This is a genomic window from Pelagerythrobacter rhizovicinus, from assembly GCF_004135625.1.
Taxonomy (GTDB): Bacteria; Pseudomonadota; Alphaproteobacteria; order Sphingomonadales; family Sphingomonadaceae; genus Pelagerythrobacter; species Pelagerythrobacter rhizovicinus.
Map to the genome: position 1 here is coordinate 483,544 of NZ_SDPV01000001.1, position 24,810 is coordinate 508,353.

24 protein-coding genes are annotated in these 24,810 nt (G+C 66.1%); 11 read left to right on the forward strand and 13 right to left on the reverse strand.

Features of this window, described 5'->3' with window-relative positions:
• Nucleotides 1-2: 2 nt before the first annotated feature.
• The 8 genes from maiA to tsaD form a co-directional block, all read right to left on the reverse strand.
• Entirely contained in the window at nt 3-659 is a 657-nt protein-coding gene (gene maiA / locus ETX26_RS02345; RefSeq protein ID WP_129523086.1) for a maleylacetoacetate isomerase, read from the reverse strand.
• Nucleotides 659-1,834 (reverse strand): acyl-CoA dehydrogenase, encoded by a 1,176-nt coding sequence (locus tag ETX26_RS02350; protein WP_129524106.1) that lies wholly within the window; start codon nt 1,832-1,834, stop codon nt 659-661. Before ETX26_RS02350 ends, maiA begins: the two co-directional genes overlap by 1 nt.
• A 151-nt stretch (nt 1,835-1,985) precedes the next feature.
• Entirely contained in the window at nt 1,986-2,345 is a 360-nt protein-coding gene (locus tag ETX26_RS02355) for a response regulator (RefSeq protein ID WP_129523087.1), read from the reverse strand.
• An 87-nt stretch (nt 2,346-2,432) separates the two neighbouring features.
• Entirely contained in the window at nt 2,433-3,014 is a 582-nt protein-coding gene (locus tag ETX26_RS02360; RefSeq protein WP_129523088.1) for a hypothetical protein, read from the reverse strand.
• A 113-nt stretch (nt 3,015-3,127) separates the two neighbouring features.
• Nucleotides 3,128-3,868, reverse strand: a complete 741-nt coding sequence (locus tag ETX26_RS02365; RefSeq protein ID WP_129523089.1) for an OmpA family protein — start codon at nt 3,866-3,868, stop codon at nt 3,128-3,130.
• A 57-nt stretch (nt 3,869-3,925) separates the two neighbouring features.
• Nucleotides 3,926-5,422 carry a lipopolysaccharide biosynthesis protein gene (locus tag ETX26_RS02370; protein WP_225425466.1) on the reverse strand — a complete coding sequence of 499 codons (1,497 nt, stop codon included), beginning with the start codon at nt 5,420-5,422 and terminating at the stop codon, nt 3,926-3,928.
• A complete protein-coding gene (locus ETX26_RS02375) occupies nt 5,419-6,420 on the reverse strand; it encodes an NAD(P)H-dependent glycerol-3-phosphate dehydrogenase (RefSeq protein WP_129523090.1) in 1,002 nt (333 codons plus the stop codon). Before ETX26_RS02375 ends, ETX26_RS02370 begins: the two co-directional genes overlap by 4 nt.
• On the reverse strand, nt 6,417-7,445 hold the full coding sequence (gene tsaD / locus ETX26_RS02380) for a tRNA (adenosine(37)-N6)-threonylcarbamoyltransferase complex transferase subunit TsaD (protein ID WP_129523091.1): 1,029 nt from the start codon (nt 7,443-7,445) through the stop codon (nt 6,417-6,419). The genes ETX26_RS02375 and tsaD overlap by 4 nt, the downstream gene beginning before the upstream one ends.
• A 45-nt stretch (nt 7,446-7,490) precedes the next feature.
• Between tsaD and hemC the strand changes: the two genes are divergently transcribed.
• Genes hemC through ETX26_RS02395 form a run of 3 tightly spaced genes read left to right on the forward strand, consistent with a single transcriptional unit; the run spans nt 7,491 to nt 10,071 of the window.
• Complete coding sequence (gene hemC / locus ETX26_RS02385; protein ID WP_129523092.1) at nt 7,491-8,426, forward strand: hydroxymethylbilane synthase; 936 nt, start codon at nt 7,491-7,493, stop codon at nt 8,424-8,426.
• On the forward strand, nt 8,423-9,100 hold the full coding sequence (locus ETX26_RS02390) for a uroporphyrinogen-III synthase (RefSeq protein ID WP_129523093.1): 678 nt from the start codon (nt 8,423-8,425) through the stop codon (nt 9,098-9,100). Before hemC ends, ETX26_RS02390 begins: the two co-directional genes overlap by 4 nt.
• Nucleotides 9,101-9,153: 53 nt before the next feature.
• The gene (locus ETX26_RS02395; protein ID WP_129523094.1) at nt 9,154-10,071 is read left to right on the forward strand and encodes an MICOS complex subunit MIC60; all 918 of its coding nucleotides are present in this window, start codon (nt 9,154-9,156) and stop codon (nt 10,069-10,071) included.
• 9 nt (nt 10,072-10,080) lie between these two features.
• On the opposite strand, the gene ETX26_RS02400 is transcribed toward ETX26_RS02395, so the two are convergent.
• On the reverse strand, nt 10,081-11,295 hold the full coding sequence (locus ETX26_RS02400) for an FAD-dependent monooxygenase (protein ID WP_129523095.1): 1,215 nt from the start codon (nt 11,293-11,295) through the stop codon (nt 10,081-10,083).
• Between the two features lie 46 nt (nt 11,296-11,341).
• Between ETX26_RS02400 and ETX26_RS02405 the strand changes: the two genes are divergently transcribed.
• Nucleotides 11,342-13,522, forward strand: coding sequence for a protein-disulfide reductase DsbD family protein (locus ETX26_RS02405; protein WP_225425467.1), 2,181 nt, complete (start codon nt 11,342-11,344; stop codon nt 13,520-13,522).
• On the opposite strand, the gene ETX26_RS02410 is transcribed toward ETX26_RS02405, so the two are convergent.
• The 3 genes from ETX26_RS02410 to uvrB all read right to left on the reverse strand — a co-directional run bounded on the left by ETX26_RS02410 (nt 13,434) and on the right by uvrB (nt 17,791).
• Entirely contained in the window at nt 13,434-13,991 is a 558-nt protein-coding gene (locus ETX26_RS02410; protein ID WP_129523096.1) for a hypothetical protein, read from the reverse strand. The genes ETX26_RS02405 and ETX26_RS02410 overlap by 89 nt on opposite strands.
• 4 nt (nt 13,992-13,995) lie before the next feature.
• The gene (locus ETX26_RS02415; protein WP_129523097.1) at nt 13,996-15,492 is read right to left on the reverse strand and encodes a S10 family peptidase; all 1,497 of its coding nucleotides are present in this window, start codon (nt 15,490-15,492) and stop codon (nt 13,996-13,998) included.
• 112 nt (nt 15,493-15,604) lie between these two features.
• Nucleotides 15,605-17,791 (reverse strand): excinuclease ABC subunit UvrB, encoded by a 2,187-nt coding sequence (gene uvrB, locus ETX26_RS02420; protein WP_129523098.1) that lies wholly within the window; start codon nt 17,789-17,791, stop codon nt 15,605-15,607.
• Between the two features lie 100 nt (nt 17,792-17,891).
• On the opposite strand from uvrB, the gene ETX26_RS02425 reads away from it, so the two are divergent.
• The 7 genes from ETX26_RS02425 to ETX26_RS02455 all read left to right on the forward strand — a co-directional run bounded on the left by ETX26_RS02425 (nt 17,892) and on the right by ETX26_RS02455 (nt 24,091).
• Nucleotides 17,892-18,434: a DUF3617 domain-containing protein gene (locus ETX26_RS02425; protein ID WP_129523099.1), complete on the forward strand. Its 543-nt coding sequence runs from the start codon at nt 17,892-17,894 to the stop codon at nt 18,432-18,434.
• A 73-nt stretch (nt 18,435-18,507) separates the two neighbouring features.
• Nucleotides 18,508-19,281: an esterase/lipase family protein gene (locus tag ETX26_RS02430; RefSeq protein WP_129523100.1), complete on the forward strand. Its 774-nt coding sequence runs from the start codon at nt 18,508-18,510 to the stop codon at nt 19,279-19,281.
• A 70-nt stretch (nt 19,282-19,351) separates the two neighbouring features.
• Nucleotides 19,352-20,782, forward strand: coding sequence for a circularly permuted type 2 ATP-grasp protein (locus tag ETX26_RS02435; protein WP_129523101.1), 1,431 nt, complete (start codon nt 19,352-19,354; stop codon nt 20,780-20,782).
• A 16-nt stretch (nt 20,783-20,798) separates the two neighbouring features.
• A complete protein-coding gene (locus ETX26_RS02440) occupies nt 20,799-21,743 on the forward strand; it encodes an alpha-E domain-containing protein (protein ID WP_129523102.1) in 945 nt (314 codons plus the stop codon).
• 3 nt (nt 21,744-21,746) lie between these two features.
• Nucleotides 21,747-22,562, forward strand: a complete 816-nt coding sequence (locus tag ETX26_RS02445; protein WP_129523103.1) for a transglutaminase family protein — start codon at nt 21,747-21,749, stop codon at nt 22,560-22,562.
• A 2-nt stretch (nt 22,563-22,564) separates the two neighbouring features.
• Nucleotides 22,565-23,314, forward strand: coding sequence for a proteasome-type protease (locus tag ETX26_RS02450; protein WP_129523104.1), 750 nt, complete (start codon nt 22,565-22,567; stop codon nt 23,312-23,314).
• A 177-nt stretch (nt 23,315-23,491) separates the two neighbouring features.
• The gene (locus tag ETX26_RS02455) at nt 23,492-24,091 is read left to right on the forward strand and encodes a response regulator transcription factor (protein ID WP_129523105.1); all 600 of its coding nucleotides are present in this window, start codon (nt 23,492-23,494) and stop codon (nt 24,089-24,091) included.
• Between the two features lie 10 nt (nt 24,092-24,101).
• Here the strand turns inward: ETX26_RS02455 and ETX26_RS02460 are convergent, their stop codons facing one another.
• On the reverse strand, nt 24,102-24,770 hold the full coding sequence (locus ETX26_RS02460) for an extensin family protein (protein WP_129523106.1): 669 nt from the start codon (nt 24,768-24,770) through the stop codon (nt 24,102-24,104).
• Nucleotides 24,771-24,810: the final 40 nt, after the last annotated feature.

Here is a 24,810-nt window from a genome sequence, read left to right on the forward strand (position 1 = left end):
TCTCAGTCCTTTTTCGGGCCGGAGAATTCGGGGTTGTCCGGCTGGTTGTCGGGGTGGGCGCGCTGGAATTCGGGCAGCGCGAGGCAGGCCGCTTCGATCCGCGCGATGTGCGGCATGGCGCTCACATCCAGAGCGAAACGGCGCGCGTTGTAGACCTGGGGCAGCAGCACGACCTCGAACAGGCCGGGCCGCTCGAACAGAAACTCGCCCGCGCCGAGCTGCGCCAGCCGGGCCTCGATCGGGGTGAAGGTGCGCGTGAGCCAGTGCCGATACCAGGTATCGATCTGGTCTTGAGAGGCACCGAACTGCTCCTTGAGGTACTTGAGGACCTGCAGGTTGTTCGGCGCATGGGTCTCGGTGGCGATGGCGTAGGCGAGCTCGCGCGCAGTGAAGCGCTGCTCGATATCATCGGGCAGCAGTGCAGGCTCGGGATAGGCTTCGTCGAGCCACTCGAGCTGCGCCATCGACTGCGCGCGTTCGCGTCCGTCCGCCTCCAGCAGCGGAACGCTGCCGAAGGGGTTGCGGGCCGTATAGTCTTCCCCCTTCTGCTCGGAGGTCACCAGGTTGACCGGCACGTAGTCGTAATCGAGCTGCTTCAGATTCAGCGCGATCCGAAGGCGGTAGCTCGTCGAGCTGCGATAATATCCGAAGAGCTTCATCAGAACGCAGGAATTCCCGTGATCGCGCGGCCGAGGATCAGCGCGTGGACGTCATGCGTGCCCTCGTAGGTGTTCACGGTCTCGAGGTTCACCATGTGGCGGATGACCTGATACTCGTCGGAAATGCCGTTGCCGCCGTGCATGTCGCGCGCGGCGCGGGCGATATCGAGCGCCTTGCCGACGTTGTTGCGCTTGACGATCGAGATCATCTCCGGCGCGAACTGCCCTTCGTCCATCAGCCGGCCGACCCGCAGCGAGGATTGCAGGCCCAGCGCGATCTCGCTCATCATGTTGGCGAGCTTGAGCTGGTAAAGTTGCTTGGAGGCCAGCGGAACGCCGAACTGCTGCCGGTCGAGCCCGTACTGGCGCGCGGCGTGGAAGCAGAACTCGGCCGCGCCCATGCTGCCCCACGAAATGCCGTAGCGTGCGCGGTTGAGGCAGCCGAACGGTCCCTTCAGGCCTTGTACTTCGGGCAGGAGCGCGTCAGCACCGACCTTGACCTCGTCCATCATGACCATGCCGGTGGTCGAGGCACGGAGCGAGAGCTTGCCCTCGATCTTCGGCGCCGAAAGTCCCGCCATGCCCTTCTCGAGCACGAAGCCGCGGATCGCGCCGCCGTGCGCCTCGCTCTTGGCCCAGATCACGAAGACGTCGGCGAAAGGCGCGTTCGAGATCCACGTCTTCGAACCGGACAGCGAATAGCCGTCGCCGTCCTTCTTCGCGTAAGTCTTCATCGCGCCCGGGTCGGAGCCCGCGTCGGGCTCGGTAAGGCCAAAGCAGCCGATCAGTTCGCCGCTGGCGAGGCCGGGCAGGTACTTCCGCCGCTGCTCGTCCGAACCGTAGGCGTGAATCGGGTACATCACCAGGCTCGACTGGACCGATGCCATCGAACGGTAGCCCGAATCGACCCGCTCGATCTCGCGCGCGATCAGGCCATAAGCGACGTAGCTCGCGCCGGCGCCGCCGTATTCCTCGGGGATCGTGGCGCCGAGCAGGCCCGCGCGGCCCATCAGCGGGAACAGTTCGGGCGCATCCGCCTCGTCGCGGAAAGCCTGCTGCACGCGCGGCTGCAATTCACCCTGCGCGAAGGCTTGCGCGGCGTCGCGGATCATCCGCTCATCCTCGGTCAACTGCCCGTCGAGAGCGAACGGGTCCTCCCAGTTGAACGGCGCCATTCCGGCCATGGTTTCTCCTGTAACTGTCGCACCCCCTTTGCAGGGTTGGGCGGCAGCGGCAAGCCCGGCCGATGGTAACGCGGGATCCGAGAGCGCGCGCGATGCGTGGAGCGCCGGCAGGCGCCGACCCCCAGTGACCGTGAAAGGCCTCTCAGTGCGTCTTGAGCGCTTTTTGCACCTTTTCGAGCATCACGTTCGGAGGGCAGGGTTTCGCGCACGCGATCGCGCTGGGGTAGCGCTCGCGAACCTCCGCGGGGCTGAACTGGCCGGAGTGGAAGATAACCGGTATATTCTCGGCCATCAGCGCTTCCGCCAGGGGAAAGGCGTCGCCATCCTCTAGTTCCACGTCGAGGATTGCGAGATCGGGGCGCGATTTCTGCACCGCCAGCATTGCAGTGGAGATCTCCGAATGCGGCCCTTCAACCTGGAATCCGGCCTCCTCGACCGTGTCGCACAGGTCGAATGCGACGATAAACTCATCTTCGGCGACCAGAATGCGTGGGAGGTTCATCATCATTATCCTGCAGGAATTCGATCGAGTTTGATCGAATGAACCTGTTGGAGGTCTGATCGTTCCCGCGCCGGAGGTCTGCCCCGATCAGAGCTTCCCGAACCTTGCCTCGTAGCCTGCCCTGTCGCCTTCGGCCAACAAGCGGGCTTGCTCGACCCAGTTGTCGCGCCGGATACGGCCTTGAAAGCGCCCGAGTTCGGCGTCGATCCGATCGATATCCGCATCGCTCCAGGCGGCGATCTGCGCGAAGCTGGTGACGCCGAGCGAGGCGAGCAAGTCGTTGAGCTTGCCGCCGATACCCTTGATTCGCGTGAGATCGTCGCCCCCTTGGGCGTCCGGCGCAGGGGGGGCGGATTCGACCTTCGTCTCTGCTGTCTTGATCTCCTCCGCCGCCTTGACTTGCTGGGCCTCCACCGCCGCGGCAACAGCAGTCCCCGCACCGGCGACGCCGGGAGGCACTGCCGGGGGTTGGGGCGCTGCGGCAGGGGGAGCGTCGATCAGCGCCTGATTGCGTGCCGCTGGCGCCGCGCCTTCGTCGAGCACGTCGGCACCGCTGCGATCGCTCACGCGCGCCCTGCGCGAGGACGCGAAGATCCACCAGGCGACCGCGATACCCAACAGTAGGGCAACCACGAAAAGCGGCCACCAGGTCTCTACCATCTGCGTCATTCCCTCATTCTCCCAAGTCGTCCGATATGCGACCCCAGATCAGCCACCCCAGCCCAAGGCCGATGGCGTAGGTGGCGAGCAGCATTACCATCAATTCGAACCAGATCGCCATGTCAGCGCGGCCCTGGCTGATCGACCGGCGTGATACTGATCGGCTCGGTGGCCACCACCGAGAACTCGATCCGCCGGTTGGCAGGATCGCTCGGAGCCAGGCCCTCGACCGGTTCGCTCGACCCGAGACCACGGCTACGCAGCCCGTCTGCCGGGATTCCGCGCGCGACCAAGGCGCGCCGCACCGCCTCGGCGCGTTCCATCGACAGCGCTAGATTGCCCGGTTCGGGCCCTGAGCTGTCGGTGTGGCCGGTGATGGCGATAATGCTGCCGAGGCAGGGACGCAGGGCTCTTGCGACCTCGTCCAGCAACTGCTGGCTGGCGCTGTTGATCGCGCTGCGCGATTCCTCGAACCGAATCGTCCGCGCGCGAAGCAGGGCGTCGACATCCTCCTGACAATGCATGGGCGTATAGTCGAAGCTGCGGGTTTGCGCGCGCGCCTCGCCATCGGCCCACCGGATCCCGCCGACGCCGGGAACCGCTGCGACGGCGCGTGCGACTTCAGCTCGTGTATCTTCGTCGAGTTCGGCACCTCCGTCGAGAACGGGATGCCGCGACGGCCAGCCCGACGGCGAGACGAACCGGGCCGTGACTCCGCCGCCGCCGGCGTCTTCTATCGCCTGCGCTGCCCGCTTTTCGAAGCGCGCCTGCAGGTCCCCGGCCGACATCGACGCTCCGGCAACCGCGAGCCCACTCGTGACTATGGCTCCGGCCGCGACGGCGATGGAGGGGCGGACTGGCATGGCCGTGCCTTAGCGGCCCGGCGGGCGAGGGGAAAGGGCGAGGTGGGCGGCGGCATCTCAAGCTGCCGCTGCGTCGTCTCCCTCCAGGTTCTTCCGGAAGAGCACCCGGTCCTCGGGGCCGAAGCCCTTGCGCCAGATGATCCAGCCGTAAGTGAACAGGATCAGCGGGATGCCGAAGATGAGTTCCGCCCATTCGGGCATGCGCGTCGCGAGATAACCCACTGCCATCGCCGGAACAGCCGCCCAGACGAGCGCCCAGCGCCAGTTGTTCACGCGCTCGCCGAGAATGCGCGAAAGCACCCACGCCTTGACCAGCGACGCGACGCCGAGCGCCACCATCAGCGCGATCGCCGCACCCGCTGCCTTGTAAGGCTCGCCGAGCGCCATTCGCTCCATCAGCAGGATCGCGGTCACGGTCAGAACGCCCTGCAGGACGATCGTACCGATCGAAATCACGAGATTGCGCTTTCGGGCCACGTAGACCAGTGCCGCTTCGGATACGACCGCAGTTGCCGCGACGACTTCCGCTGCAAGCAGGAAGGCGAGCGCTCCAGTGCCTCCGACGAAGTTGGGGCCGACGAGCCCCATCACCGCTTCGCCCGGAACGCCGAGCGCCAGCGCGATCCCCGCTTGCGCGGCGACGATCCAGAAGCCCACCTGGCACACCTGCCTGGCGATCGCCGGATAGTTCTTCTCCTTGAGATTGCGCGTGATGACGGGACCAAGGATCGGCTCGAAGCTGGTCTTGAGCTTCTGCGGCAGGCTCGCGACCTGCTGCGCAATGTAGTAGATGCCGACCGCGGCCGGCGCGGCGAAGAGACCGAGGATGAAGATGTCGAGCCGCCGCGTCCCCCACTCGATCGCGTCCGCGGTCGCCAGCGGGAACGCGCGGGCGGACATTTGCCACATCTGCCGGGGGTGCGGCCGCCAGTTCTGTGGCAGGCCGTAGGTCCGCAAGAAGGGCCAGGCGGCGGCGATCAGCCCCGCATAAATGGAAGTGATATATGCCAGCGAGAGGCCCGATTGGGGCGTCAGATAGAAGAAAATCCCGGCTGTTATCGAGATCGTCCATGGTTCGACTATCGCCCGCGCGCGCACGGTCGTCGCGATATCGTAGCGGTAGGCCTGCGCGGCGAGCAGGATCTCGGTCAGAGCATAGGCGGGAATCGCCGTGACAAGCAGCTTGTCGAGTGTGCTGTATTCTCCGGCGGGAAACATTGGGGCGGGAACGAACCACAGGAACAGGCCCGCGGCACAGGAGAGCAGGGCTGCCAGGAGCATGCTGTCGAATACGAGATTGGCGGGGCGCACGCCCTCGCCTTCCGAGAGGCGCTGCGCCAGCCCCCGCTTCTCCCCCATCGAGCAGACGAGCGCGAGCAACTCGACGACCACCAGGGCGGAGGCGAAGCGGCCCAGCTCAGCAGCGCCGTAGAGCCGCCCCGCGATGAACAGGAAAGGCAGCCGCGCGGCAAGCCGCAGCAGGAAGCCGAAGAAGTTCGTCCGTCCGCCCTTCGCCAGTGCGGCGATGTCACCCTGCTGCGCGGCGTCGCTCACGCAAGGCCTTCCTGTTCGGCGCGCAAAGGGCGGGACAGCAGTTCGGTCGCGATATCCCGCGCGGGAGCACCGTCCAGCAGGCGGTAGACGGCCGCTGCGATCGGCATGGCGATGCCGTGGCGGGCGGCAAGCTCGATCAGGACGGGCGCGGTATGGGCGCCCTCGGCAACCGTGCGCCGGTCGGCCATGAGCGCTTCGGCCGATTGCCCCTCGCCGAGCGCCTTGCCGAGGGAGAAGTTGCGGCTGGACGTAGAGGAGCAGGTGAGTACGAGGTCGCCCAAGCCGCAGAGGCCGGCCAGCGTCTCCGCCCGTGCCCCTAGCGCTTCGCCGAAGCGCAGCATTTCGGCATAGCCGCGCGCGATCAGCGCGGCGCGCGCGTTCTGGCCGAGATGCAGCCCATCGACCACCCCGCAAGCTATAGCGAGCACGTTCTTCACCGCGCCGCCGATCTCCGCTCCGGTGATGTCGTCGGTGTAGTAGGGGCGGAACGAGGGGCGGGCGATGACCGGGGCGAGCCGATTCCATTGCGCTTCACCGCCACTGCAGGCGAGAGTCACCGCGGTGGGCAGGCCGGCAGCCACCTCGTGCGCGAAAGTCGGACCGGAAAGGATCGCGATCTCGCTTCGGGGCGCAGAGGTTGCCGCGACCTCGTTCATCAGGCGCCCCGATCCGGTCTCGATACCCTTGCTGCACAAGACGAGATCGCGTGGAGGCCGCTGCAGGCTCTCGAGGACTTTGCCGAGGTGCTGCGCCGGGGTCACCGCGAGGGTCGTCTCGCATCCCGAGAGATCGCCCAGCGCGGACGTCGCCCGTATAGTCGCGGCGAGCTCGACGCCAGGAAGATAAAGCGGGTTGCGACGCCTCGCGTTGATATCCTCCACGAGCTCGGCTTCCAGCGCCCAGAGCAGGACTTCCCGGCCGTCGGAGGCAAGCATTTGCGCAAGCGCCGTGCCCCAGGCGCCTGCACCGATCACGCCAACCGGGGGCAGACCGCTCATGCCTTGTATCCCGCGCCGCGCACGGGTTCGGCTTCGGGATCGAGCGGCCAGCGCGGCCGTGCCGCAATGTCGAGCGGATCGGACTGGCCGAGCCGTTCGCAGCCGGCCCAGGCGATCATCGCCGCGTTGTCGGTGCACAGCGCCATCGGCGGTGCGACGAAACGCATGTCGCGCCCGGTCGCGACACGCTCGAGGGTGTGCCGGATCACCTTGTTGGCGGCGACTCCGCCCGCGACGACGAGAGCGGGTACCGGCCCCATCGCGTCGAGCGCGACCCGCAGACGGTCGAGCACGCAATCGAGCGCAGCCTGCTGAAAGCTCGCGGCGAGATCGGCATCGCCATGCCGGCCGCTCTCCTTGGCGCGCAGGACGGCGCTCTTGAGCCCGGCGAAGCTGAAATGCGGTTCGGCGCTACCCGCGAGCGGTCGGGGCAGGGGAACGGCGTTCGGATTGCCTTCGAGCGCCAGGCGTTCGACGGCGGGGCCGCCCGGGAAGCCGAGACCGAGAATCTTCGCAGTCTTGTCGAACGCCTCGCCCAGCGCATCGTCGATCGTCGTGGCGAAGCGGCGGTAGCGGCCGACCCCCTCCACGCGCAGGATCTGGCAGTGCCCGCCCGAGACGAGCAACAGCGCATAAGGAAATTCGAGGTCGGGATCGGCGAGCCGCGGCGAAAGCGCGTGGCCTTCGAGGTGGTTGACCGCGATCAGCGGCACGTCGCCAGCCATGGCGAGCGCCTTCGCGCTCACCAGCCCGACCATGACGCCGCCGATCAGCCCCGGGCCTGCGGTCGCGGCGATCGCATCCAGTTCGGCCAGCGTTACGCCCGCGTCGTCCATCACCGCCTCGACCATGGGCGCCAGCCGCTCCGCATGCGCGCGCGCGGCGATCTCGGGCACCACACCGCCGTAGGGCGCGTGGCTCTCGTCCTGCGACGCAATGCGCTGCGCGACGATCCGCCTGTCGGTGGTGACGAGGGCCGCTGCTGTCTCGTCGCAGCTCGATTCGATGCCAAGCACGATCCCCATGATGCTTTCCCTGAACAAATTGCCTCGCTAGGGCAAGCGCCGCCCATGACCGAACAGCCAAAGCTTCGTCTCGGAACGCGTCAGTCTCCGCTCGCCATGGCGCAGGCGCGCGAGGCGCGCGAACGCCTGTGTACCGCCCACGGATGGCCGGAAACCGCGGTCGAACTGGTGCCGGTGCGCGCCAGCGGCGACAAAGTGCAGGACCGCCCTCTCGCCGAGATCGGGGGCAAGGCGCTGTGGACCAAGGAGCTTGACGAGTGGATCGTGGAGAGGCGGATCGACGCCGCGGTCCATTCGATGAAGGACGTAGAGACCGTCCGTCCCGCGAATCTCGTCATCGCCGCCGTGCTTCCGCGTGCGGATGTCCGCGACGTGTTGGTCGGCGCGGCGGGTGTTGCCCAGATTCCGCGCGCTGCGAGAGTCGGAACGAGCGCCCCGCGCCGCGCTGCGCAAGTGCTCCACCGCCGGCCGGATTGCGAAGTGGTGATGTTCCGCGGCAACGTTGCGACCCGCCTTGCGAAGCTCGCTGCGGGTGAGGCCGATGTGACGCTGCTTGCGGCGGCGGGGCTCGCACGGCTGGGCGAGCACGCAATCGGCACGCCGCTGGATACGGAGGAATGGCTGCCGGCCCCCGCACAGGGCGCGATCGGAATCGAGTGCCGCGCCGGTGACGAGACGACCCGGGCGCTGATGGCCGCTGTCGACGATGCTCCGTCGCGTGCGACCGTCACGGCAGAGCGCGCGCTCCTCGCGGCGCTGGGCGCAACATGCCATAGTCCGGTTGCCGCGCATTCGACGCTGCGCAGGGATCGCATCGTCCTGCGCGCCGCGCTATTCAGCCCGGATGGCGCCGAGCGGGTGGACGGCGAACGCAGCTTTCCCGTGGGCGACCTCCGAGGTCCCGCGGAACTGGCTGCGGATTTGCTCGCGCGGGCCTCTTCCGGCATCGCAGCGCACTTCGGAAAGGCGCCGGAAGGGTGAAGATCTTTGCGGTCCGGCCGGAGCCTGGGCTCTCTGCCACCATCGAGACGGCGCGTGCGGTCGGCATCGCCGTCGAAGGTTGTCCGCTCGCGGATGTCGCTCCGGTCGCCTGGCAACCGCCGCCGGATTCCGGTTTCGACGCGCTCCTGCTCGGCAGCGCAAATGCCGTGCGCCATGCCGGTCCAGCACTCGCGCGGTGGCGTGACCGTCCTGTACATGTCGTAGGCGACGCGACGGCGAAAGCTGCGCAGGCTGCGGGATTGAAGGTAGCCTCGGTGGGCGAGGGCCATCTGCAGCCGGTGCTGGATCGCCTGGCGTCGAAGAACCCGATGCGGCTGCTGCGCCTGACCGGTGAAGCACACGTGCCGCTCGTTCCGCCCGGAAACGTGTCGATCGAGACTCGGGTGGTTTACCGCGTCGTCCATCGCCCCATCCCGGAGGAGCTCGCCGTGGATCTTGCGCAAGGCGGCGTGGTGCTGCTTCATTCGGGTGAAGCGGCGCGGCATTTCGCGCGCGAATGCGACCGCCTCGGCCTTTCACGAGCGGGGATTTCCCTGGCGGTGCTGGCTCCCCGCATCGGAGAGGCCGCCGGCTCCGGATGGGGCCGAGTGGAAATCGCCGCTCGACCCGCGGACGGTGCCCTTCTGGCCTTGGTCCGGGACATATGCCATTGACGGGCGCGCGATAGCGCCCTTGAAAGCCTGTGCGGCTCGCAGAACGGAATTCGATGGATAGATACTCGCCTCCCAGTCGCTCAAGCGGCGGCTCTCTCAAACCGATCCTGGCAGTCGCCATAGCTGCGTTCCTGCTCGGTGCGCTGGTGGTCGGATATTTCGCGTGGAGTTCCGGCTTCCGGTTCGGATGGGCAGACGATGGCGAGGTTGTGGAGCAACCCGCCGAGATAGCGGTGGACCCTCAGCCAATCCTCTCGCCGACGCCGACGCCTTCCCCGACCTCGGCCGAGCCGGCCGCCAACGACAGGGTCGAGCGTGTGGCCGAACAGCAAGGCGGTATGGACCAGCGGCTGGCTGCTGCCGAACAGCGCCTTGCGCGCCTCGATCTTCAGGCGCAGGCCGCGGCGGGCAACGCGGCGCGCGCCGAAGGCCTGCTGATTGCTTTCGCCGCACGTCGGTCGCTCGATCGCGGAGCCGAGCTCGGTTATCTTGCCGATCAGCTTCGTCTGCGCTTCGGCGATGCCAAGCCCAATTCGGTGGAGACGGTCATCCGGTTTTCCCGCAATCCGGTGACGCTCGACGTTCTCGTCGCTCGTCTGGAAGGGCTCGCACCCGAGCTGACCGAGGCCTCCAACGATCCCTTGCTCGAGCGCCTCGGGCACGAACTGAGCCAGCTTTTCGTCATTCGCCGCGAAACGACCCCCTCACCGCGGCCCGAGCGGCGTGTGGAGCGCGCACGGTTCTTTCTCGAAAGCGGGCGCGTGAACAAGGCGATCGAGGAAGTGCGCAACCTGCCCGGCGCCGAACAGGCGCGGCGCTGGATCGCGGATGCGGAACGCTATGTGGCGGCGCAGCGCGCGCTGGATCTGATCGAGACGTCGGCGGTGCTCGAACCCCGACGCCTGCGAGACAGCGCGGGGAATCCGATCGAGCAGCCGAGCCCGGCAAGCCGCCCCGGCGAGGAGGAATAGCCAGCGCGATCAGGCGCGCATCAACTCCGGCACATCGCCCGAGACGCCGCGTGCCTCGTCCATGAACCAGTGCTTGAGCGCGGGCACGCGCTGGACCCCTGCCATGCCGAAGCGGCGGACGGCCGAGGCCGCGCGTCCCGGGATACCGAACAGGCGGGTGAGACCGTCGGTTGCAAGGGCGACCATGAACGAATCGAGTCCGCGCCAGCGTTCGTAGCGCGCCAGCAGTTGCGCATCGGCGGGATCGAGCCCGAGCCGCATTCCTTCGACCAGCACTTCGACGAGCGCCCCGACGTCGCGCAGGCCAAGGTTGAGACCTTGTCCGGCAATCGGATGGATTCCATGTGCCGCGTCCCCGACCAGGGCGAGCCGCCGATCAGTTATTCGGGCGGCGTGATGAAAGCCGAGCGGGAACGACGAACGCGGGCCGACGCTGCGGATTTCCCCGAACAGACCACCCATCCGCTTTTCCACTTCGGCGAGGAACGCGCGGTCGGAAAGCTTGAGCGTGCCCGCGGCGTCGTTTTCGTTCACCGTCCAGACCAGCGCGCTGCGATGCGCGCCATCCTTGTCGTCGCGCATCGGCAACAGCGCGAAGGGGCCTGCGGGATAGAAGATTTCCCACGCCACACCGTCGTGCGGCTTCTCGTGCTCCAGCCCGGCGATGATCGCGCGGTGGCCGTACTGCCATTTCGCAACCTTGAGGCCTGCCTCCTCGCGTGTGGGCGACATGCGGCCTTCGGCGCCGACCATCAGCGCGGCGTGCAAGAGGCGTCCGTCGGCCAGGGTTGCCGAGACGGCGTGCTCGCCGCGTTCGCGCACGATCACCTCGGCCTTCGCATGCCATGCGATCAGCGGCTCGGTTCTCGCTGCTTCGAAAAGAGCGAGCCGCAGCGTGCGGTTGGCGAACATGCGCCCGAGCGAACCTTCGTGGGGCTCGGGCTGAAAGTCGATCCGCCCGGGCCTGAGCTGGTCGGTTACCGCGATCGATTCGATCGGGCACCCGTGCGGTTCGAGCGCGGTCGCGAGCCCGATGTTGGTGAAAAGGTTCCAGCTCGCCGTGGAGATCGCGCTCGCTCGGCCGTCAAACCCCTCCGCCGTAAGGTCCGCCGGATCGGCCCGGTCGACGACGTGGCTCGACAGCCCCTTGCGCGCAGCGGCGAGCGCCAGCGTCATTCCCACCAGGCCACCGCCCAGGATCAGCAGATCGCGCTTGTCGTCCATCGCCTTCTCATTGCAGGAATCTCCGCGCCGTCCTAGGACGGCCGCCGTGACCGAGGCAAGGACAATGGGCGGAGCGCGAACCTGGCTCGCATCCATCGCGCTGGCGCTCGTTGCCGCCTTCGCGCTTCTCGCGTCCGGTCGGACGGAAGCTCAGCCGCGGATAACCGATGACAATATCGCGGCGCGGGTAACAGATGACAACATTGCCGCGGAGATCTTCGCCGACGGTCCGCCGAAGGCCGGTAGCGAATGGCTCGTCGCGCTGCGTTTCACGCCCCGGTCGGACGAATGGCACGGCTACTGGTCGAATCCCGGTGATGCCGGGCTGGGGATGGAACTTGCCTGGGAACTGCCGCGCGGATGGTCGCCGGGCGAGCCGCTCTATCCGGTGCCCCGCCGGCTCGTGGTCGGCGGGCTGATGAACCACGTCTACGAGGGGCAATATACCGTTCTCGTCCCGATCCGCATCCCGCGTGGAGCGAATCTCGAGGACCTCGAACCGATTTCGGTCACGGCCGACTACCTCGCATGCACCGACAAGATCTGCGTTCCGCAGCAGGCGATACTGGAACTTGACCCCGCCACTGCGGAGGGAGACCCCCGCTTCGTCCGCTGGCGTGCGCAAATCGCGCCGATGCTCGATAGCCGGGCGAACTTCGCGATCGAGGATGAACGCCTGCGTGTCGGAATTCCGCTGCCCGCCGACATGGAGCTTTCCGACCCGCACCTCTTCGTGGAGGAGCGGGAGCTGGGCAAGGGCAGGCGGCCGGCATACGCCGACGAGCAGACCTTCTTCCGCGAGGGCGATCTGCTCGTCGCCGAAATGCCGCTCGACCAGCTCAATCTGCCGTCGGAGATCGTCCGCGAACCCGCACCCCAGCGGATCGAAGGCATTCTTGCCTTCTCGCGCGATGTCGGGGTGCGCTTCGTCGCGGTGCCCGGCGCGGTGCCGAGCGCGGGCCAGCCCGTCGCGGTTCCGGAGATGCCGTCATTGTGGCTGCTCGTCCTGGGTGCCCTGGCAGGCGGGCTGCTCCTCAACGTGATGCCGTGCGTGTTTCCGATCCTCAGCCTCAAGGCGCTGAGCCTGGCCCGCGCCGGTGAAAGCCAGGCCGAGGCCCGGCGCGAAGGGTTCGCTTACACGGCCGGCGTTCTTATCGCCTGCGTCGGGCTTGGCGCGCTGCTCCTGACGCTTCGTTCGGCGGGCGAGGCGGTCGGCTGGGCCTTCCAGTTGCAGGAGCCGGCCGTGGTGATCGGCCTGCTCGTGCTCGCGACGGCAATCACCGCCAATCTCGCCGGATTGTTCGAACTTCCCTCAATCGCGCTGACGCGGGGCGGCGAGCCGGCGGGGGCATTCGCGACCGGTCTCCTAGCGGCTTTCGTCGCGACGCCGTGCACGGGCCCGTTCATGGCCGCGGCACTGGGCGCGGCGCTGATCCTGCCGCCGCTGGAGGCGTTACTGCTTTTTGCCGCGCTCGGCCTGGGCCTGGCGCTCCCGTTCCTGGCGATCGGCGTCATTCCCGCGCTGCGGCGGATGCTGCCCCAACCCGGCCCGTGGATGGCGACTTTCCGCAAAGTCATGGCCGTGCCGATGGGGCTGACCGCGCTCGCCTTGCTGTGGCTCTGCTTCCGTCTCGGCGGCACCGGGCTCGGCTGGGGTGCCGTTAGTCTGGTTGTTGTCATCCTCGGTGCCCTGCTGCTCGTCGGAGGACGCGCGGGTGCTAGACGCCAGGCGGGCTTCGTCGCCGTGCTGTTCGTCACCACGCTCGGCGTCGGATTTCTGCCGAATTTTGCCAGCGAGGATATCGAAGTTGCGGAGAGCCTTCTCGATCCGGTCGAGTTCAGCGAAAGCGCACTGGCCGACGCGCGCGCCAGCGGCAGACCGGTTTTCGTCTGGTTCACCGCCGACTGGTGTGTGAGCTGCAAGGTGAACGAGCGCGTGGCGATAGAGCGGGAAGCCACGCGCGACGCGTTTGCCGAAGCGGGGGTAGTGACGTTGCGTGGCGACTGGACGCGCCGCGATCCGGCGATCACCCAATTCCTCGCCGATCACGGTGCGGCGGGTGTTCCGCTCTATCTCTGGTATGCGCCGGGAGAGGACGGACGGCAGCTTCCGCAGGTCCTCGGACCTGATGCGCTCGTCACTCTGGCTCGGGCGGTACCGGCTCGTCCAGCGGGCGTTCTCCACGACACATCTCAATCAGGTGCCGCGGGCGCTCGCTCGGATTGAGCTCGACAGATCCCGCACCGGGAACGGTTGCCTCTATCCGGCGTGGGCCCGTCAGCACCTCAAGATTGGGGTCGTCCGCCGCAGCGTAGCCTTCCCACAACCACGCCCGCCCATTCCATGTCGCATCGACGTAAAGCCGCGCGACGTGTCCGTTGCCGATCAGCGCGAGGACCGCTTTGGCCTTCGGATCGGCCGCAGCGAAGCGCGTGATGTGGATGCGCTTGCCATTGTCCGCATCCTCGCAGGCGAGCGACATCAGCGGTGCCTCTCCGGGCTTGCCGTAGAGGATGCGGCCCGGACGATCGCTCTCCGCCCAAAGCGCTCCGCCGGTGTCCGGGGAGGGAAGGGGCTCGCTGGCATAAGTGCGCGCCTCATCGAGCGCCACGCGGGCCACATAGTCATCACTTGCCGGCGGCTTGCATCCCGCCAGCGCGACCAGCGCAACAGCGATGGTTAACCGTCCGCCCAACGGGTCAACGTGCGCGGATGAAGGCGCGTACGTCTTCCGACAGCTTGTGCCGGTCCTCGTCGCGCACGTACATCATGTGGCCGGCGTCGTAGTAGCGCCACTCGATCCGGTCCTGCGGGAAACCGGTACGGGTCAGTGCATATTCGGCGGCGAAGAAGGGCGTGGCGAAGTCGTACCATCCCTGGCCGACGAAGATGCGCATGCCGGAGTTCTCACGCAGCGCCTTCCCCAGGTAAGGGGCCACATTGAGATAGGCGTTGGTGTCCCGTCCCCCTTCCAGCCGCCAGTCCCAAGGCTGCACGGAACCGATCGTCACGTAGTTGCGCTCGGTCTCATAGCCGAGTGTGTCGCGCATGAAGTGATTGATTGCTGCGGTATAGCCGCCGTCGATGCCGTAGAAGCTCGGGTCGTTGTCCGGATATTCGCCGGCGCTGTCGTAGTCGGTACCGGTGTAGCGGCTGTCGAGCCGACCGACGGTCAGGCCGCGGTCGCGCAACAGCTCCTTGTAGAAGCGGCCCGAGGAAACCCGCAGGTCGGCGCGATCGAGGAACTCTTCGGACAGGCCGGTGAAGCGCGCAAGCTCGGCCCTGACTGCGGCGCGTTCCTGCGTGCTCGCATTCTGGCCTTTGAGCAGGAAGGCGGCGTAGGGGCCGATTGCAAACTGACGTGCTTCTTCGACGAACTGCTCGACCGATGGCGCAGTGGCCTTGCCGTGATAGAGCGCGGTCGCGGCCATTGACGGGAGCGTGGTGATGTAGCCGAGCTCTGCGCCTTCGGTTTCGGCTCCCGCCCCGAAGTCGAGTACGGTGGAAATCAGAATCACGCCGTTGAGCGAGACATCGTTGTAGCCGCCTTCGAGCTCGTGGACGACCGCGGCAGATCGCGTCGTGCCGTAGCTCTCGCCGCCGAGGAACTTGGGGCTGTTCCAGCGGCCGTTCTCGCTGAGCCAGATCCGGATAACCTCGGCGACCGACTTGGCGTCTTTCGTGACGCCCCAGTATTCCTCGCCCTTGGTGTCGCCGATCGTGTGGCTGAAGCCGGTGCCGACCGGATCGATGAAGACCAGATCGGTCACGTCGAGCAGCGAGTCCGGATTGTCGAGGATCGGGTAGGGCGGCGCACCGTCGTCGCGCGCGTCGGAAGGGATGGCGACCCGTTTGGGTCCGAATGCGCCCATCTGCAGCCAGACCGAGCCGGAGCCGGGCCCGCCGTTGAACAGGAACGTCACCGGCCGCGAAGGATCGCGTGGTTCGGCGACATAAGAAGTCGTGACGATCGCCGCCTTGGGCGTGCCGTCTTCCCCCTTGAGAACCTGCTCCTCGACCGTCGCGGTATAGCGGATCGAGCGCCCGCCGAAGGTGCCGCTGAGCGCCTTGGAAGCGGAATTCGCCTCATACGCCGTTTCTGCCTTGGCGGCCGGCTTGGCTTCGTCCGTCTGGGCGACGAGGGGAGAGGAAAGGGCGAGAACGGCAGTTGCCGCAAGCAAGGTCCGGAAAATCATGCGGGGCTACTAGGGCAGCAGGCCCGCAAGATGCAATAAATCGCGATCGATCATCGACAGGGTTCGACGAACAACCCGCTTGTTCTTGCGCAGCGGATCTCGGACGAGCCTGCTATCGTCCCCATTTCCGCTGGGTCTTGCCGTAGCGAAGCTTGCGGGTGCCCGGCTTGCCCTCGTTGCTGCGGCCGACGACGGGGGCCTTCTTTTCGCCGTCCGGAAGGCCGAGTTCGTCCTTTTCGAGACGCCGGATCTCGTCGCGAAGGCGACCGGCTTCTTCGAACTCGAGGTTGGCCGCGGCTTCGCGCATGCGCTTCTCGAGGTCCTCGATGTATGCGCGCAGGTTGTGACCCACCAGGTTGTTGCGCTCTGCATCGCCCGTGTCGACCGTGACCCCGTCCTGCGCCGCCGTATGGGCAACGATGTCGGCGATCTGGCGACGGATGGTTTGCGGAGTGATTCCGTGCGCCTCGTTATATGCCCGCTGCTTCTCCCGCCGGCGTTCGGTTTCCGCCATCGCGCGTTCCATGGACCCGGTAATCCGATCGGCGTAGAGGATGACCTTGCCATCAACGTTGCGCGCGGCGCGGCCGATCGTCTGGACCAGGCTGGTTTCCGAACGGAGGAAGCCCTCCTTGTCGGCGTCGAGGATGCAGACAAGACCGCATTCGGGAATGTCGAGTCCTTCGCGCAGAAGATTGATGCCGATCAACACGTCATAAACTCCGAGGCGGAGATCGCGGATCAGCTCGATACGTTCGAGCGTCTCGACGTCCGAGTGCATGTAGCGCACTTTGACGCCCTGTTCGTGCATGAACTCCGTCAAATCCTCCGCCATGCGCTTGGTAAGCGTGGTGACGAGCGTACGATACCCCTTGGCAGCCACCGCCTTGGCTTCGGCGATGCAGTCCTGCACCTGATCCTCCACCGGACGTACTTCGACCGGCGGGTCGATCAGACCGGTGGGGCGGATCACCTGCTCGGCGAAGACGCCGCCGGTCTGTTCCATTTCCCAGCTGCCCGGGGTGGCCGACACGGCGACCGTCTGTGGCCGCATCGCGTCCCACTCATTGAAGCGCAACGGGCGGTTGTCGATGCAGCTCGGCAGGCGGAATCCATACTCGGCCAGCGTCAGCTTGCGCCGGTGGTCGCCGCGCGCCATCGCGCCGATCTGCGGAATCGTCTGGTGGCTTTCGTCGACGAACAGCAATGCGTTGTCAGGCAGGTATTCGAACAGCGTGGGCGGCGGCTCTCCCGGCAGGCGACCGGTCAGGAATCGACTGTAGTTTTCGATTCCTGCGCAGCTTCCGGTGGCGGCGATCATTTCGAGATCGAAATTGGTCCGCTGCTCCAGCCGCTGGGCTTCCAGCAGCCGGCCTTCGGCGTGCAGTTCCTTGAGGCGCTCCTGAAGTTCGAACCGGATCGCCTCCATCGCCTGCTTCATCGTCGGACCCGGAGTCACGTAGTGCGAGTTGGCATAGACCCGCACCTTGTCGAGGCTCGCCCCCTTGCTGCCGGTCAGGGGATCGAACTCGCTGATCTCCTCGATCTCGTCGCCGAAAAAGCTCACCCGCCAGGCCATGTCCTCGTAGTGGCTGGGAAAGATCTCCAGATTGTCGCCGCGCACGCGGAAGTTGCCGCGCGCGAAAGCGGCGTCGTTGCGCTTGTACTGGAGGGCTACGAGCTTGCGGATGATCTCCCGCTGGTCCACCGTCTCGCCCTTCTTGAGATCGAAGATCATCGCCGAATAGGTCTCGACCGAGCCGATGCCGTAAAGGCAGGAAACCGAGGCGACGATGAGCACATCGTCACGTTCGAGCAGGGCCCGCGTGGCCGAGTGGCGCATGCGGTCGATCGCCTCGTTCACCGAGCTTTCCTTCTCGATGTAGGTATCGGACCGGGGCACGTAGGCCTCGGGCTGGTAGTAGTCGTAGTAGCTGACGAAATACTCGACCGCGTTGTCGGGAAAGAAGCTCTTGAACTCGCCATAGAGCTGGGCGGCGAGGATCTTGTTCGGGGCGAGAACGAGGGCGGGGCGCTGCAGCTCCTCCACGACCTTGGCCATGGTAAAGGTCTTGCCCGACCCGGTAACGCCGAGCAGGACCTGCGTCTGCTCCCCTTCCTTCGCCGCTTCGACCAGTTCGCGAATCGCTGCTGGCTGATCGCCGGAGGGCTGGTATTCCGAGACGAGCTCGAACCTCCGCCCGCCCATGCTTTTCTCAGGACGCTGCGGCTTGTGCGGCTTGAAACCTTCGGAAGTATCGGGTTCTTCCAGTCCTCTGCGAATGACGAGTTCGGCCATCGCCCGGATATGGGCGAGCGCGCGGCGCACGGCAAGCGCTTGGCAGGCATGACCCCGCTTGTTAGCTAGTGCATAGCGATTGGCAGGGAGGAACGGTCGAATGCGAGCGATGATCATGGTTGCCGGCGGTGCGCTGGCGCTTGCCGCATGCGGCAGTGAGCCCGATCAACCGAAGACTGCAGAGGAAGTCGTCGCGGCGGCCGACAAGCTGGTGAAGCCTCGTCCGGGGCTGTACCGAAACAGTGCGGAGATCGTCGAGTTCGAGATTCCCGGGATTCCGCCCGAACAGGCCGCGCGGATGCGCGACATGGCGGCCGGCCTGCAAGGGGAGCAAACGACCCAATGTCTGACGCAAGCCGAGGCGGACGAGGGCTTCAGGCGAGTTGTCAAGGAACTGGGAGAGGGGCAGAACGGCATAACCTGCAGTTTCTCCCGCTTCAACGCATCCGGGAACGATCTGGATGCGGCGCTCGCCTGCTCCGCCCCTGGAGGGGACGACGCGGAGATGACGATCGAGGGCACGGTGGAGGAAGAACGAAGCCGTATGCAAATGGAAATGAACCAGCAGTCCGATGCGATTCCCGGCGGCGAGATGCGTATGACGATGGAGGTCGTCTCGGAACGCATCGGCGACTGTCCCTGAGGAAAGGCATTGCCGGCTAGAGGAACGCAGCCGTTCAGCCAGCGTTAGCCAAATGAGCATAAGTTACATTTCGATGGCAACGCTACCCGCCCCTTCCTCGTTCGCACAGCTCCCCACCACACGGGAAGAGTTGGTCCTGCGCTGGGAACTCGCGCGCGAGCCGGATCCCGAGGCGAACGGTGGACCCAAGCTCCGTTATCTGGTGGGCGAGCTGTCGCACCTCGCCGAACCGGTCGTACGCCCGTTCCGGCGCATCGATATCGCCGCTGCATCCGCTTGCCGTACAGTGATGCTGCTGCCCGGCTTCGCCACGCATCCTGTCCGCATGCGCTATATGGCGCGGCTGCTCGAGCGGGCCGGCCACAAGGTCAAACGCTGGGGCCTGGGCTTCAACTTCGGGCCGACCGAGGAGAACGTGCAGTATCTCGAGCGGCGGCTGATCGAGGTGCACGAGCGCTATGGTCGCGAAGTCTATCTCGTCGGCTGGAGTCTGGGCGGGCTCTTCGCGCGCGAGATCGCCAAGCGCCATCCCCAGCGGGTGGCGAAAGTGATCACCATGGGTTCTCCCTTTTCGGGCAATCCGCGCGCCAACAATGCGTGGCGTGCGTACCAGTTCGTGACTGGTCACCGGGTCGACCAGCCGCCGATCGAGGCCAACCTGCGCGAGAAGCCGCCCGTGCCCACGATCGCGCTGTGGAGTCCCCGCGACGGCATCGTCAGTCCGCGCAGTGCGCGCGGGCGCGCAAGCGAGCGTGATCGGGCCGTCGCGCTGCGCTGTACGCATCTCGGCTTCACTTCCTCGGCCGAGGCGATCGGCGCCGTCCTGCGGGAACTCGAAGGCGATTGAACCTTTTCCTAGGCGACGGGCCGGCCTTCCTGGACGTGAACCGTGTCATCGGTAGCGGCCCTGGAGGTTCATGTACGAGGCGGACGGCAAATTCGATGAGATGCGGACCGTGGATGGATCGGTCCGCCCGGCTTACAGAGATTACCGACACTGGTACGATCAGCAGGAGTCCGCGTTTCTCTCGCGCAAGCACCGAGAGGCCGAGATCGCGTTCCGTCGCACGGGCATCACGTTCAATGTTTACGGCGAGCAGGAGGCGGAGGAGCGGCTGATCCCGTTCGACATGGTACCGCGCATCATCACGGCGGCAGAATGGCGCCGGCTGACTCGCGGGATCGAACAACGCGTACGCGCGACCAACGCATTCATCCACGATCTTTATCACCGCCAGGAGATCGTCCGCGCGGGACGCTTGCCCGCGAGACTGCTGCACGACAACGACGCGTGGTTGCAGCACATGGTCGGCTTCACACCTCCGGGCGAGATCTACACACACGTCGTGGGGATCGATCTCGTACGCACCGGCCCGGACGAGTTTCTCGTACTAGAGGACAATGCGCGCACCCCTTCGGGTGTCAGCTACATGCTGCAGAACCGCGAAACGATGATGGCGATGTTTCCGGAGCTCTTCACGCGCGTGCCCGTCGAGACCGTCTCGGACTACCCGCGACGGCTGGCGAAAAGCCTCGCGGCCTGTGCGCCGGTTGCGGCGGCAGGATGCAAGCCAACCGTTGCGGTCCTGACTCCAGGCATTCACAACAGTGCTTACTTCGAACACGCCTTTCTCGCCGATCAGATGGGCGCGGAGCTGGTCGAGGGAAGCGACCTTCGCGTGGTCAACGGCCGCGTGGCCATGCGCACCACCCGCGGATACGAGCCGATCGACGTGCTCTATCGCCGGGTGGATGACGAATTCCTCGATCCGCTGACTTTCAATCCCGACAGCGTGCTCGGGGTGCCAGGCATCATGGACGTCTATCGCGCGGGCGGGATCACTATCGCCAACGCCCCGGGCACCGGCGTGGCGGACGACAAGGCGATCTACAGCTTCATGCCCGAGATCGTAGAGTTCTACACCGGGGAGAAGCCGCTGCTGCCCAACGTCGAGACCTGGCGCTGTGCCGACCGCGACAGCCTCGCCTACGTGCTCGACCACCTCGAGGATCTCGTGATCAAGGAGGTCCATGGATCGGGCGGTTATGGCATGCTCGTCGGCCCGGCGGCCTCGAAGCGCGATCTGGCGGCGTTCCGGCGCAAGCTGAAGGCCAAACCGCAGAACTACATCGCGCAGCCGACGCTCTCGCTTTCGACCTGCCCGATTTTCACCCGGCGCGGGCTCGCCCCGCGGCACGTGGACCTGCGGCCCTTCGTGCTTGTCTCGCCGGAAGGGATCGACATCGTGCCCGGCGGGCTGAGCCGCGTGGCCATGCGCAAGGGCTCGCTGGTGGTCAACTCGAGCCAGGGCGGCGGTACCAAAGATACCTGGGTGCTGAAGGACTGATGCGCAGGAGCCTGCCTTGCTAGGGCGAACGGCACACGGCCTGTTCTGGATGTTCCGGTATCTGGAGCGGGCGGAGAACACCGCGCGCCTGCTCGAGGCGGGCTTTCACATGGCGCTGACCCGCGATGTAGCCACGGCGGAGGAGGAATGGCGGTCGGCGATCGAAGCCTTCGGGCTGCGCGCGGGCTACGAGGCGAAGCACGGGACGTATACCGGGCATCAGGCGTGGAATTATCTCCTGCGTGATCCGGAGAACCAGGCCAGCGTGCTCGCGATGATCGGTGCCGTACGAACGAATGCGCGAGCGGCGCGCAACGCGATCAGCGGCGAGTTGTGGGAGGCAATCAACGAAAGTTGGATGGAGATTTCCGGGCTTCTCGCGCGTCCGGTGGCGCAGGGCAGCGTAGGCGAGGCGGTGCAGATCATCCGCCGCGCCGGGACTGCGGTCCACGGCGCGATGAACGGATCCATGTTGCGCAACGAAGGCTTTCACTTTGCCCGTGCGGGCACGTTCGTCGAGCGCGCGGATTGCGTCGCGCGCATCCTGGACATGAAGTACTACCTGCTGCTGCCATCGCTGTCGTACGTCGGGTCGAGCCTCGACACCGGTCAGTGGGATCAGGTGCTTCGTTCGGTGTCCGGGGACCGCGCGTTCCGCTGGCTCAACGCCGGACAGATCGACGCCCGTGGGATCGTGGAATTCCTCGTGCTCGACGACCGTTTCCCGCGCAGCATCGCCTTCTGCCATTCGGCGCTGCGCGACGAACTGGCGGCGCTGGCGCGGATTCATGGCACCGAAGGGACGAGCAATGCGTTGATGCGCGAGAGCGCCACGCGCATTGCGGACCTCACGATCGACGGAATCTTCGAAATGGGCCTGCACAACTTCCTGCTCGAGTTCACAGCGGCCAACGGTGCGATCGCCGATGCAATTGCCGAAGACTATCGGTTCCAGAGCTGAGCCATGCGCCTCTCGGTCCGCCACAGAACACGTTACAGGTTCGCCGAGCCGGTGGTCCACGCGCTCCAGCGCCTGCGCCTGACGCCCAAGGCGACGCAGGAGCAGGAGGTCCTCTCATGGGACGTGGAGTACGAGAACGCCCGTCCGGAGCTCTCGTACGAGGATCAGCACTGCAACGCCGTGACTCTTGTTTCGGTCGAGCAGGACGCGCGGGAGGTGGTCGTCAGTTGCCGGGGGCTGGTCGACACGAGGGATAATGCAGGCGTCATGGGCCATCACTCGGGGCATCTGCCTCTGTGGAGCTTTCTCGCGCAGACCCGCCTCACGCGGCCGGGGCCGAAAGTGCGGGCCCTGCTCCGCGACCTCGATTGTCCGCCCGACGGAAAGCTCGAGTTCCTCCACGCGCTCTCGGACCGGATCCGCGAGGAGGTCGAGTATCGTGCCGGATCGACAGAGGTAACGACGGCCGCGGAAGAGGCGGCAGATGCCGGATGCGGGGTGTGCCAGGACCACGCGCACATCTTCATCGGTGCCGCACGCGCGCTCGATATACCGGCGCGCTACGTCAGCGGCTATCTCATGATGAACGATCGCGTGGAGCAGGATGCGACGCACGCGTGGGCGGAAGCACACGTCGACGGGCTCGGCTGGGTGGGGTTCGATATCTCCAATGGGATCAGCCCCGATGCGCGTTACGTTCGGGTCGCCACTGGTCGCGACTACCGCGACGCCGCACCCGTGACAGGGATCAGCTTCGGGGTTGCCAGCGAGGATCTCCACGTCGATGTGGCGGTCGAACAGCAGCAGATGGATCAGTAGTAATGACCTATTGCGTCGGAATGGTGCTCGACAAGGGGCTCGTCCTGATGAGCGACACGCGCACCAACTCCGGTGTCGACAACATTTCCGTGTTTCGAAAGATGTTTCAGTGGCAGACGCCGGGCGAGCGGATGCTCGCTGTCATGACCGCCGGCAACCTCGCCACCACGCAGGCGGTAGTCAGTTATCTCGAGGAACGCACGAACGTTCCGGGTGAGCGGCACAACTCACTTCTCGAGGCGCCCACGATGTTCCAGGTGGCGACCGAGATCGGTCGGCTGCTGCGTGCGACGATCGAGGAACGGCAGGAAGCGAACGGCGATCGCGGACGGGGCCGCTTTACCGCCTCGATCATTCTTGCGGGACAGATCAAGGGCATGGAACCGCGCCTGTTCCTGATCTACCCTGAGGGTAACTTCATCGAAGCGAGCTTCGACACGCCCTTCTTCCAGATCGGCGAAACGAAGTACGGCCGCCCGATCCTGATCCGCGGCTACGATCGGGGGATGAGCTTCGAGGACGCGGTCAAGCTGCTGATGGTTTCGTTCGATTCGACGCTCAAGGCCAATCTCTCGGTAGGCTTGCCGCTCGACCTGCTGGTGATCGCGCGCGACCAGTTCGAGCCGACGCACGCGCGCCGCATTACGCACGACGATCCTTATTTCGACGCAATCTCCTCGAGCTGGGGCGACGAACTGCGAAAGGCGTTCCACGCCCTGCCCGACTACAGCTTCCATCCCGGCGGCGAGTAGGCGCTCTTGCGGACGCGTGCCGGCACGAGAGCGATACATCCATTCCGGATGGAAGCACGCGGCACCGCATGGCGCGGGGCGGCGAAGCGGCATAGGTGATCGCACTTAGCCAAAACCTTGGAATCAGAGCGGCTGCAATGCCGTACAGGGTTGCGCTTCGTTGCATTGCTTCGCCGCATGGGCGGGCAGGTTATCCACATCGTCGAACCGCAGGGGGATCAGCGGGCGCATCTGGCACAGCTCGTTGTTGCGCTGGGCCATAGCGCGGAGGCCTACCCGACGGTCGACGAGGTGATCGATTCCCAGCCGCAGGACGGGATTCTGCTGCTCCGCGATTGCGAGCTGTGGGGCGGCATCCCGGAGGTCATTCGGCGACTCACCCGCCGGTCGGTCTGGCTTCCGGTCGTGGTGACGGCAGCCGAACCGAAAGCCCCACGGATCGTTGCCGCCGTTCGGGGCGGCGCATTCGATTATCTGGAGCTGCCTCTGACGGGGGAGGTGCTGGGGGCCGCGATCAACCGAGCGACGGCCGAGGCTGCCGGCTATGCGGCGAGGCAGCGGCGGCTCGCGGAAGCGCGCCGACATGTCGGCGCACTGACCCGGCGCGAGCGCCAGGTGCTCGACCTGCTGACCGAAGGGCTAAGCAACAAGGCTATCGCCCGCGCGCTTGCGATCAGTCCGCGCACGGTCGAGATCCATCGCGCGAACATGATGGCCAAACTTGGCGCGAAACATCCCGCTGATGCAGTGCGAATACGGCTGGACGCCGCGAAGTGATCGCGCGTGCTTATCGGCAGAAGCCGCCATCCCCGCCGCGCTCAAGATGAAAATGGTTGCGGTGCGCAGCGTTGTATTCGGGGCCGAGCACTGTTTCGAACCGCTTGCATGCGCTGCGCTGGACAATGCGCAGGAACTCCCGTTCGGCCGAGGTCCCGCCGTCCCAGTCGTCGAGCACGCTTACCCTGCGCCCGTCGGCAAGCACAAAGGCGGCGACGTCGATTGCCTGCGCTTGGGAATGTGCGGACCGGCGTGAGCTGCCCGCGACATTGCGGCAGGCGTAGCTCCCCATGGTTTCGACCTGCACGATCGGGCTGCCGAGATAGATACGCGCGGCGCGATCAACGCCGTAACGCACCCAGCCTGTGAAGGCGGTGGCGGTCGGACAGGCCACCGGGCCGAGATTGGTGACCGTGAAAGTGCCACGGTCGCCTGGAAGGCGGGAAAGTTTCACGGTGTTGAGCAGAGAGCATCCCTGCCCGGCGTAGCGGTCGGGCAATGGGCTGAAGCTCGCGCCGGTGGCGCCAAGATCGGCCAGGCATTGCCGCGCTGCGGGGCTGGTCGATATGGTCCCGCCGCTGGACGGTCCGCGCGGCCGCTCCGGGCTCTTGCTTTCCGGCAGGATCTGGCAAGCGCCGAGAGCCAGTAAAGTGAGGCAGGAAACGATCGCGCGCCGCATGCCGGGCTCTATGTCCCCGCGATAGTTAATCCAGCCTTGC

Coding starts and splice junctions, on each gene's coding strand:
- maiA (WP_129523086.1), bottom strand. CDS start 659: ATGAAGCTCTTCGGATATTATCGCAGCTCGACGAGCTACCGCCTTCGG.
- ETX26_RS02350 (WP_129524106.1), bottom strand. CDS start 1,834: ATGGCGCCGTTCAACTGGGAGGACCCGTTCGCTCTCGACGGGCAGTTG.
- ETX26_RS02355 (WP_129523087.1), bottom strand. CDS start 2,345: ATGAACCTCCCACGCATTCTGGTCGCCGAAGATGAGTTTATCGTCGCA.
- ETX26_RS02360 (WP_129523088.1), bottom strand. CDS start 3,014: ATGACGCAGATGGTAGAGACCTGGTGGCCGCTTTTCGTGGTTGCCCTA.
- ETX26_RS02365 (WP_129523089.1), bottom strand. CDS start 3,868: ATGCCAGTCCGCCCCTCCATCGCCGTCGCGGCCGGAGCCATAGTCACG.
- ETX26_RS02375 (WP_129523090.1), bottom strand. CDS start 6,420: ATGAGCGGTCTGCCCCCGGTTGGCGTGATCGGTGCAGGCGCCTGGGGC.
- tsaD (WP_129523091.1), bottom strand. CDS start 7,445: ATGGGGATCGTGCTTGGCATCGAATCGAGCTGCGACGAGACAGCAGCG.
- hemC (WP_129523092.1), top strand. CDS start 7,491: ATGACCGAACAGCCAAAGCTTCGTCTCGGAACGCGTCAGTCTCCGCTC.
- ETX26_RS02395 (WP_129523094.1), top strand. CDS start 9,154: ATGGATAGATACTCGCCTCCCAGTCGCTCAAGCGGCGGCTCTCTCAAA.
- ETX26_RS02400 (WP_129523095.1), bottom strand. CDS start 11,295: ATGGACGACAAGCGCGATCTGCTGATCCTGGGCGGTGGCCTGGTGGGA.
- ETX26_RS02415 (WP_129523097.1), bottom strand. CDS start 15,492: ATGATTTTCCGGACCTTGCTTGCGGCAACTGCCGTTCTCGCCCTTTCC.
- uvrB (WP_129523098.1), bottom strand. CDS start 17,791: ATGGCCGAACTCGTCATTCGCAGAGGACTGGAAGAACCCGATACTTCC.
- ETX26_RS02425 (WP_129523099.1), top strand. CDS start 17,892: ATGCGAGCGATGATCATGGTTGCCGGCGGTGCGCTGGCGCTTGCCGCA.
- ETX26_RS02430 (WP_129523100.1), top strand. CDS start 18,508: ATGGCAACGCTACCCGCCCCTTCCTCGTTCGCACAGCTCCCCACCACA.
- ETX26_RS02435 (WP_129523101.1), top strand. CDS start 19,352: ATGTACGAGGCGGACGGCAAATTCGATGAGATGCGGACCGTGGATGGA.
- ETX26_RS02445 (WP_129523103.1), top strand. CDS start 21,747: ATGCGCCTCTCGGTCCGCCACAGAACACGTTACAGGTTCGCCGAGCCG.
- ETX26_RS02450 (WP_129523104.1), top strand. CDS start 22,565: ATGACCTATTGCGTCGGAATGGTGCTCGACAAGGGGCTCGTCCTGATG.
- ETX26_RS02455 (WP_129523105.1), top strand. CDS start 23,492: ATGGGCGGGCAGGTTATCCACATCGTCGAACCGCAGGGGGATCAGCGG.
- ETX26_RS02460 (WP_129523106.1), bottom strand. CDS start 24,770: ATGCGGCGCGCGATCGTTTCCTGCCTCACTTTACTGGCTCTCGGCGCT.